Source organism: Thermobacillus xylanilyticus (genome assembly GCF_907165215.1).
GTDB lineage: Bacteria > Bacillota > Bacilli > Paenibacillales > Paenibacillaceae > Thermobacillus > Thermobacillus xylanilyticus.
The window spans coordinates 23,728-30,648 of sequence record NZ_CAJRAY010000063.1 but is presented as its reverse complement, the minus strand read 5'-3'; the positions used below and the strand labels follow the sequence as shown (position 1 = coordinate 30,648).

At 62.7% G+C, this 6,921-nt stretch carries 7 protein-coding genes; all 7 read right to left on the bottom strand.

Annotated features, from left to right (window positions below):
* Positions 1-85: 85 nt before the first annotated feature.
* Positions 86-802 carry a cytochrome c biogenesis CcdA family protein gene (locus KJQ12_RS12430; protein WP_015254868.1) on the bottom strand — a complete coding sequence of 239 codons (717 nt, stop codon included), beginning with the start codon at positions 800-802 and terminating at the stop codon, positions 86-88.
* 25 nt (positions 803-827) lie between these two features.
* Positions 828-1,634: a metal ABC transporter permease gene (locus KJQ12_RS12425; protein ID WP_041853871.1), complete on the bottom strand. Its 807-nt coding sequence runs from the start codon at positions 1,632-1,634 to the stop codon at positions 828-830.
* 32 nt (positions 1,635-1,666) lie between these two features.
* Positions 1,667-2,467 (bottom strand): metal ABC transporter ATP-binding protein, encoded by an 801-nt coding sequence (locus tag KJQ12_RS12420; protein WP_213484918.1) that lies wholly within the window; start codon positions 2,465-2,467, stop codon positions 1,667-1,669.
* Between the two features lie 57 nt (positions 2,468-2,524).
* Positions 2,525-3,559, bottom strand: a complete 1,035-nt coding sequence (locus KJQ12_RS12415) for a metal ABC transporter substrate-binding protein (RefSeq protein WP_213484917.1) — start codon at positions 3,557-3,559, stop codon at positions 2,525-2,527.
* Positions 3,560-3,741: 182 nt separating this feature from the next.
* The gene (gene metG, locus KJQ12_RS12410; protein WP_213484916.1) at positions 3,742-5,736 is read right to left on the bottom strand and encodes a methionine--tRNA ligase; all 1,995 of its coding nucleotides are present in this window, start codon (positions 5,734-5,736) and stop codon (positions 3,742-3,744) included.
* Positions 5,737-6,114: 378 nt separating this feature from the next.
* A complete protein-coding gene (yidD, locus tag KJQ12_RS12405; protein WP_015254873.1) occupies positions 6,115-6,345 on the bottom strand; it encodes a membrane protein insertion efficiency factor YidD in 231 nt (76 codons plus the stop codon).
* Between the two features lie 17 nt (positions 6,346-6,362).
* Positions 6,363-6,773, bottom strand: coding sequence for a Fur family transcriptional regulator (locus KJQ12_RS12400; protein ID WP_041854359.1), 411 nt, complete (start codon positions 6,771-6,773; stop codon positions 6,363-6,365).
* Between the last annotated feature and the right edge of the window lie 148 nt (positions 6,774-6,921).

Genomic DNA, 6,921 nt, shown 5'->3' with positions numbered 1-6,921 from the left:
AAAAAGTGACATTTTCACAGACGAGTTAAGGTGACATTTTCACAGACGATTGACACCGTCCGTCATTCGCCTGCCGCCGTCCGGATCAGAAATTGGCCTTGAGCCAATCCGGCGTGATGCTGTTCAGATAAACGGTGATGAGCGTCATCTGATCCGTGAACAGCAGGATGCCGAGCACGACGAGCAGCACGCCCCCGGTCTTCATCACCGCGTTCGAATACTTGAGCAGCGCCCGCGCAGATCCGAGGAAGAACGCGAGGATGAAGAACGGAATGGCGAACCCGATTGCGTACGCGGTCGTCATCGCGAACCAGGAGCCCGGCGAAGAAGCCTGCAGCCCGAGGATCGCTCCCAGAATCGGCCCGGCGCACGGCGACCAGCCCATGGAGAAGCCGATGCCGAAGATGAACGAGCCGAGGTAGCCGGCCTTCGGACCACCGAGTTTCAGTTTCCGCTCCTGCATAAGAAACTTCGGTTGCAAGACGCCGGCGAGAATCAAACCCATCAGGATGACGAGCAGCGCGGAAATTTGCCGGATGAGCTGCTGGTTGTCGCGGAAGAAATCGGCAAACGCGTTGACGCCGTATCCGAGCGTATAGAAGAGCAGCGAGAAACCGAGCAGGAAGAACAGCGTGTGCGACGCCATCTTGACCCGCATCTGGCGCGTATGGGCGCCGGCCCTCAGGTCGCTTACCGAAATGCCGGTGATATAGGACAGATAGGACGGATACAGCGGCAGGCAGCACGGTGAAATGAACGACGCGAAGCCGGCGCCCAGCGCGATCCAGACGTTCAGGTCCATGGCGGGTGAGCCTCCTTGTAAATACTTACAGACTGAGCCTGCGTTTGATGACAAGCTGCGCCAGCAGGACGGCGATCAGCAGCAGCACGACCGTCCCCCCGGGCGCGAGGTTCCAGTAGCCCGCGGCGAGCAGACCGGCGAGCACCGCCGCTTCGGCGATGCCGACCGCAAGCAGCACCGACTGCCGGAAGCTGCGCGCGGCGAGCAGGCCGCACGCGGCGGGAATCGTCAGCAGCGCGGAGACGAGCAGCGCGCCGACGATCTTGATCGAGACGCTGATGACGAGGGCGGTCAGCACGCTCATGATCAGGTTCAGCGTCCGGGTCGGCAGCCCGCCCACCGCGGCGGCGTCCTCGTCGAACGTCATCAGGAACCATTCCTTGTACTGCAAGAGGACCGCAGCCAGCACGAGAATCGTCACGGCGGCGATCCAGATCAGATCCGCGGTGTCCAGCGTGTAGATGCTGCCGAACAGATAGCTCGTGATGTTGACGCCGAATCCCCGGTCCAGCGAGAACAGCAGCGAAGCGAGCGCGATGCCGCCCGCCATCATGATCGCGATCGACAGTTCGGCGTACGTCTTGTACGCTTTGCGCAGACGCTCGATGGCGAGCGTCGCCAGCAGCGCCGCGGCCATGCCGCCCGCAGCGGGCGAGCCGAGCCCGAGCAGGTAGCCGGCCGCCACGCCGGCCACCGACACGTGCGAAAGCGTGTCGCCGATCATCGAGAGCCGGCGCAGCACGAGAAACAGCCCGAGCAGCGGGCCGGCGGCCGCGATGAGCGCGCCGCCGATCAGCGCGCGCTGAAAGAAATCCATGGTGAGTAGTTCCACGTTGTTGGGGCATCCTCCCTGTATCGGACCGGTCAGCGGACGAGCGCCGGTTCTTCCGCAGCGCGGCGGTATTCGCGCAAGCTGTGGGTCAGATCCGTCTCGACGCAGTCTTCCCGGTCGTGCGAGTGGCGGACATAGAATTTCAGTCTGCCCGCTTCCGCCGCGGGCGCATCATCCAGATAGGAACGGAATCGCTCCCGGTCGTGCGACACCATCAGAAACGTGATGTTGTGATGCTGATGCATGTGCCGGATCAAATGATAGAAGCTGTCCTGCGTCTCCGCGTCGATGCCGACCGTCGGCTCGTCGAGGATGAGCAGCGCCGGGCTGTTCACCAGGGCGCGCGCGAGGAAAACCCGCTGCTGCTGCCCGCCGGACAGCATGCCGATCCGCTTGCCGGCCAGATCTTCAATCCCGAGGGCCTGCATCGCGTCATCCACCTTCTGATAATCCGCTTTCGTCAGGCGCCGGAACAGCTTGTGCCGCCCGTACATGCCGGACAGGACGACTTCCCGCACCGTCGCGGGAAACAACGGATTGAACGCGTTCTTCTGCGGCACATAGCCGATCCGCTCCCGCTGCCGGAAGCGCCGGGCAGGTTCGCCGAACAGCCGGACTTCGCCGCCGTCCGGTTCGAGCAGCCCGACGATCAGCTTGAGCAGCGTCGTCTTGCCCGCCCCGTTCGGCCCGGCGAGCAGCGCGAAATCCCGCTCCCGCACGGTGAAATGGAGATGTTCGATAATCGGACGCCGCTCATAGGCGAACGAGACATCCGACAGTTCAATGACCGGCTGATGGCAGCCGGGGCCCTCCGGAATCCGTCCGGTCGGCACGGCGCGTCACCTTCTTCCGAATGCGAGGCCGGCCTGGACGGCCGGCTGTTTCAAGATTCATTGTAAAGCCTTCTTCAGATTTTGCAAATTCATTTCCATAATCGTCACATAATCGTCGCCATTAGCTTCCTGCTCGGGCGTCAGCCCTTCGACGGGGTTCAGCACCAGCGTCTCGGCGCCCGCTTCGTTCGCAAGCGTCCGCGCGAGCCGGTCCGAGACAAGCTCCTCGAAGAAAATGTACTGGATGCCGTTCTCCTTCACGAAATTGACGATCCGCTTCAGGTCCTGCGCCTTCGGCTCCGCTTCCGGCGTGAGGCCCATCACGGCGATCTGGTTCAGCCCGTAATCGCGGCACAGGTAGGCGAACGCCTGATGGGAGACAACGATGTCCCGCCGCGGCAGGCCGGACAGCTCCCGCTCATACGCTTCGTCGAGCGCCTCAAGGCGGCCGGCCAGCGTTCCATAGTGCTCCTCATAGACGGCCGCGTTCGCCGGATCAACCGCGGCGAGCGCATCCCGCACGTTCTGCGCCATCCGCAGCATCGATTTCGGGCTGACCCAGACATGCGGGTCGACGGACCCGTCGTGCCCGTGATCATGCTCGTCCTCATGCTCGTGCGCTTCGGCTTCCGGATCGAGCGGAATCAGCTCGATCCCTTCGCTCGCCTCCACGATCATCACGCCGCTGTCCGATTCGATGCCTTCGAGCAGCTCGTCCGTCCATCCTTCGAAGCCGGCGCCGCTGTACAGGAACAGATCGGCCCGCGAGATGTTGACCAGATCGCGGCTCTTCGGCGTCCAGTCATGCGGCTCCACGCCCGCCGGCACGAGATTCGAGACGTCGACCCGATCCCCGCCGATTTCGGAAGCGAGGAAAAACAGCGGGTAAAAACTCGTCACGACGCCGGGTTTCCCGCCATCCGAAAGGCCTCTTCCGCCGTTTCCTCCGCTTTCGCCGCCGCCCGCGCTCCCGCCGCTTCCTCCGGCTCCGCCTGCTCCGCCGCAGCCGGCCAGCAGCATCGCCGCCGCCAGCAAGGCGGACGCCAAGGCATACCGCTTGCGCTTCACGCTGCGTCTTCCGGCATCATGCATGTTTCCAACCACTCCCATCCAGACCGGGTTGCCGACATGCGGCTACCCGGTCTTTTCTCTTAATCGTAATCGTTACTATTACGGTCTCAGTATATCCGCCCGCCCGCAGGCTGTCAATACGCAACAAGCAGGCTGTCAGCCGTGACAGGACGGCCGGATGCAGCCTGCTTGCCAACCTTGCATTATTTTACAACAGCGCCGTTCGGCATATCCTGCGGCACTTCCACGACCGCCAGTCGGCCGCCTTCGGAAGCGGCCAGGATCATGCCTTGCGACAGTTCGCCGCGCAGCTTCACGGGCTTCAGATTCGTCACGCAGACGACTTTGCGGCCGACGAGCGCTTCCGGCTTGTAATGCTGGGCAATGCCGGACACGACCTGGCGCTGTTCGGAACCGAGGTCAAGCTGCAGCTTGAGCAGCTTGTCGGCGCCTTTGACCGGCTCGGCGGCGATGACCTGCGCCACGCGCAGCTCCACCTTCGCGAAATCGTCGATCACAATTTCCGGCTTGCCGGACGAAGCCTTCTCCCCGCCGCCTGCCGGCTCGCCCTTGGCACTCGCATTTTCGGCCTGCGCCGCCGAAGCCGCCGGTTTGCCGGTAATCGCGGAAGCGATATACTGCACCTCCGCTTCGACATCGAGCCGCGGGAAGAGCGGATCGCCCTTGACGACCCGCGTGCCGGCGGGCAGCGTGCCGAACGTTCTGACCGTATCCCATTCGATCAGCGGCCCCTGCTCGATGCCGAGCTGCCGCCACATCTCCTTCGGCGCGCGCGTCAGGAACGGCTGGATCAGAATCGAGATGATGCGCAGCGACTCGGCCAGATGGTACAGCACCGACTTCAGCTGCGGCGCCGAAGCCTCGTCCTTCGCGAGCAGCCACGGCTGCGTCTCGTCGATGTATTTGTTCGTCCGGCCGATGAACTGCCAGATCGCCGCGAGCGCGACGGAGAACTCCATCTTCTCCATCGCCGCCTCCATGGCCTCGATCGCCTCCCGCGCAGCCGCTTCGAGCGAGGCGTCGTAGGCCGTCACATGCCCCTCGTACGCCGGCACGACGCCTCCGGTATATTTCTCCATCATCGCGACGGTCCGGTTCAGCAGGTTGCCGAGGTCGTTCGCCAGGTCGAAGTTCGTCCGTTCGACGAAGCTTTCCGGCGTGAACACGCCATCCGAGCCGAACGGCGTATCCCGGAGCAGCCAGTAGCGCAGCGCATCGAGCCCGTAGCGCTCGATCAGCACGACCGGATCGATGACGTTGCCCTTCGACTTCGACATCTTCCCTTCCTTCGTCTGGAACCAGCCATGGCCGAACACCTTCTTCGGCAGCGGGAGATCAAGCGCCATCAGCATGATCGGCCAGTAGATCGTATGGAAGCGGACGATCTCCTTCCCGACAAGATGGACATCCGCCGGCCAGAACGTCTTGAACAGCGAATCGTCGTCCGACCCGTAGCCGAGCGCCGTAATATAGTTCGTCAGCGCGTCGATCCAGACATAGATGACGTGCTTCGGATCGCCCGGCACCCTGATGCCCCAGTCGAACGTCGTCCGCGAGACGGCCAGATCTTCCAGCCCCGGCTTGATGAAGTTGTTGATCATCTCGTTCCGGCGCGACTCCGGCTGAATGAAGTCCGGGTTTTCCTCGTAATACTGCAGGAGCCGGTCGACATATTTGCCCAGCCGGAAGAAGTAGCACTCCTCCTTGAGCAGCTCGACGGGCCGCCCGCAGTCCGGACAATTGCCATTCACCAACTGCCGCTCGAGGAAGAATGACTCGCACGGCGTACAGTACCAGCCTTCGTACTCGCCCTTGTAGATGTCTCCCTGCTCGACCAGCCGGGCGAAAATTTTCTCGACCACCCGCTTGTGCCGGTCTTCGGTCGTGCGGATGAAGTCATCGTACGAAATGTCCAGCTTCCGCCACAGCTCCTGGATGCCGGCCACGATGCCGTCGACGAACGGCTTCGGCTCCATGCCGCGCTCCCGCGCGCGGCGCTCGATCTTCTGCCCGTGCTCGTCCGTTCCCGTCAGGAAATGGACGCGGTAGCCGCGCAGCCGCTTGTATCGCGCCATCGCGTCGCCCGCCACGGTCGTGTACGCGTGGCCGATATGCAATTTGTCGCTGGGGTAATAGATCGGTGTCGTCAAATAGAACGTTTTGTCCGCGTTCGCCATTCCATTTGCCTCCTGTCATGAACTTCCTCATGCATGCAAAAAAGCCCCCGCCCGACATGGGACGAGAGCTTCGCTCACGTGGTACCACCCAATTTCCTCCCGGCCGACCGAAAATTTCAGCCGGAAGCTCGCTTTCGCCTGCATCCGCAGACTGTTCCCTTAACGCGGGGCACGTCCGCCCCTTGCGGCCCGCCTCCGGCTGACTCAAGCCGGCGCCGCTCGAAGCGGAATCCTCCGGGACCATCTTCCGAAGCCCGCGCCATGCCGGTTCGCAGCCCCCCGGCTCTCTGGAATGGGCGGCATCTCCGTACTCATCCCTTCATCGGAAAGGGTATGGAAAGGATTGTTCATTATCCTAACGGATCGCGGCACTTCTTGTCAAGCCGGCGGCTTCCCCGGCGGCGGCACGGGATCGATGCCGCCCGGATGGAACGGATGACAACGCAGGATGCGCTTGATCGCCAGCCAGCTGCCGCGCAGCGCGCCGTGCACTTCGATCGCTTCGAGCGCGTACTCGGAACACGTCGGGTGGAAGCGGCAGGTCGGCGGCTTGAGCGGCGAGATGAAGCGGCGGTAGAAGACGATGCCCGCCTTCAGCAGCGTTCGCATGTCCGACCCTCCCGCCGTCAGCGGTTTCCGGCCGCCGTCTCGGCGCCCGCGCAGTCGCCGCAGTAGCCGAACACTTCAAACTTGTGCTTCACGATGACGAAATCATCGGGAACGTCCGTCGCTTCCATCGGACAATGGGTCAGCGGGTACGTCTTGCCGCATTGCAGACAGATCAGATGATGGTGATGGTCGTGCTCGCGGCAATGCAGCTTGAACTTCACGCCGTCCTCGAAGACGACCTGTTCGAGCACGCCCAGCTCGTCGAGCAGCCGCAGGTTGCGGTAGACGGTGTCGAAGCTGAGGCCCGAATAGAAGCGGCCCATATAGTCATAGACGTCCTTCGGCGACAGATAACCGGGCGTGTCGGCGAACAGCCTGGCCAGCGTCCGCCGCTGGTCCGTAATGCGCAGTCCCTGGCTCGCCATCATCCGAATGATGTCATCCGTATCCAATGATCTGACCTCCGGAAGGTTTGTTCAAAGACAAGAATTTATAAGCCTGGCGGTTATCAATCGATCTTGTCTTTTTGCGCAAAACGGATGCGCCTTGTCAGGCGTACGGCGCAAGCCGTTTTTC